Below are 2,005 nucleotides of genomic sequence, written 5' to 3' on the forward strand. Positions count from 1 at the left end.
TGCCACGACGTCGTCGCGGTCGTGACCCGTCCCGACCGGCCGGCCGGGCGCGGCCGGAAGGTCGCGCACCCGCCGGTGCGGGCGCTCGCCGAGGAGCGGGGCGTGGAGGTGCTGACCCCGCAGAGGCCCCGTGACCCGGACTTCCTCGCCCGCCTCACCGAGATCGCCCCGGACTGCTGCCCGGTGGTGGCCTACGGCGCGCTGCTGCCCCGGGCCGCCCTGGACATCCCCCGGCACGGCTGGGTCAACCTGCACTTCTCCCTGCTGCCTGCCTGGCGCGGCGCCGCGCCGGTGCAGCGCGCCCTGCTGGCCGGCGACGACGTGACGGGCGCGTCGGTCTTCCAGATCGAGGAGGCTCTCGACAGCGGCCCGGTGTACGGGACGCTGACCGAGCCCGTCGGCCCCCACGACACCGCCGGTGACCTGCTGGAACGGCTGGCCGACGCCGGCGCCCGGCTGCTCGTCGCGGTCCTGGACGGGATCGCCGGCGGATCGCTGCAGGCCCAGCCGCAGCCCGCCGACGGGGTGTCGACCGCGCCGAAGATCGACGCCGCCGACGCGCGGATCGACTGGTCCGCGCCGGCCTACCGCGTCGACCGGCTGGTCCGGGCGGCCACCCCGGCGCCGGGCGCCTGGACGACGTTCCGCGACCACCGAGTCAAGATCGGCCCGGTGCGTCCCGTCACCGCCGCGCGGACGGCGGCCGTGCCGGCGGAGGAGGGCGCTGGCGGGAGCGGTGGCGGGAGAAGCGCCGCCGGTGGGGACACCGCCGCCCCCTTCGACGCCGAAGATCTTGCTCCTGGGCAGATCGCCATCGGCGGCCACGGCCGGATCGCGGTAGGAACCGGCGGCGGGGCCGTGCTGCTCGGCGAGGTGCGCCCCGAGGGCCGTCCCACCATGGCCGCCGACGCCTGGGCGCGGGGCGCCCGTATCGCCGCCGGCGAGAGGTTCGCGTGAGCCCGGCCGCCGCCGGGGGCACCCGGGCGCGGGGGCGGGCCCGCCCGCCGGCCGCCCGGCCCGACCCCGCCCGGCTGCTCGCCTGGGAGGTCCTGCGCGCCGTCGACGAGCGCGGCGCCTACGCGAACCTGCTGCTGCCGTCGCTGCTGGCCGGCCGCCGGCTGCCCGTCCGCGACCGGGGGTTCGCCACCGAGCTGACCTACGGCACGCTGCGCGCCTCGGGCGTCCTGGACGGGCTGCTCGCCACGGTCGCCAACCGCCCGGTGGACAAGATGGACCCGCCGGTGCGGGACGCGTTGCGGCTGGGCGCCTACCAGCTGCTGCACACCCGGGTGCCGGCGCGGGCCGCGGTCGACTCGACCGTCGACCTGGTCCGCCGGACCAGCGGCGAACGGCCGGTGCGGTTCGCCAACGCGGTGCTGCGCCGCCTCGCCGCCCGGGTGGAGGCCACCGGCGGCGATCTCGCGGTGCTGCTGGCCGCGCCCGGCTACGACGAGGACCCGGTCGGCCATCTGGCGACGGTCACCGCGCATCCGCGCTGGGTGGTCGAGACGTTCGCTGCCGCTCTCGGCGGCGACCTGGCGCAGACCCGCGCCGCGCTGGCGGCCGACGACGAGCGGCCCAGCACGCACCTGGTGGCCCGTCCCGGCCTGATCGACCGGGACGGGCTGTTGCGGGCGGCCCGGGATGCCGGGCTGGCCGCCGAGCCCGGCCCGTGGTCGCCGTACGCGGTCCGGCTCGGCGGTGGGGATCCGGGGCGGCTCGCGCCGGTCTCGGCCGGCCGGGCCGGTGTACAGGACGAGGGCAGCCAGCTGGTCGTGACCGCGCTGGCGCGGGTGGCCACGGCCGGCGCGGACACCGGGGTGAGCGTCGACCTGTGCGCCGGCCCGGGTGGCAAGACCGCCCTGCTGGCGGGCCTGCTGCCCCGGGCCAGGCTGGTCGCGGTGGAGCCGCGGGCCAGCCGGGCCCTGCTGGTGGCCGCCGCGGTGGCGCCCCCGCCCCCGGTGCCCGGCACCGCCGACGCCGGTGCCACGGGCGGTCCGGGGGC

General features: G+C 79.3%; 2 protein-coding genes. Both read left to right on the forward strand.

The window, feature by feature from the left end:
- The coding region (locus AC5LSR_RS02180; RefSeq protein WP_493468097.1) for a methionyl-tRNA formyltransferase at nucleotides 1-957 on the forward strand (957 nt) is incomplete at its 5' end.
- A partial coding sequence (locus AC5LSR_RS02185; RefSeq protein WP_493468098.1) for a transcription antitermination factor NusB occupies nucleotides 954-2,005 on the forward strand: 1,052 nt, incomplete at its 3' end. The genes AC5LSR_RS02180 and AC5LSR_RS02185, both read left to right, overlap by 4 nt.

It is taken from the genome of Protofrankia sp. CiP1_Cm_nod4 (assembly GCF_982290645.1).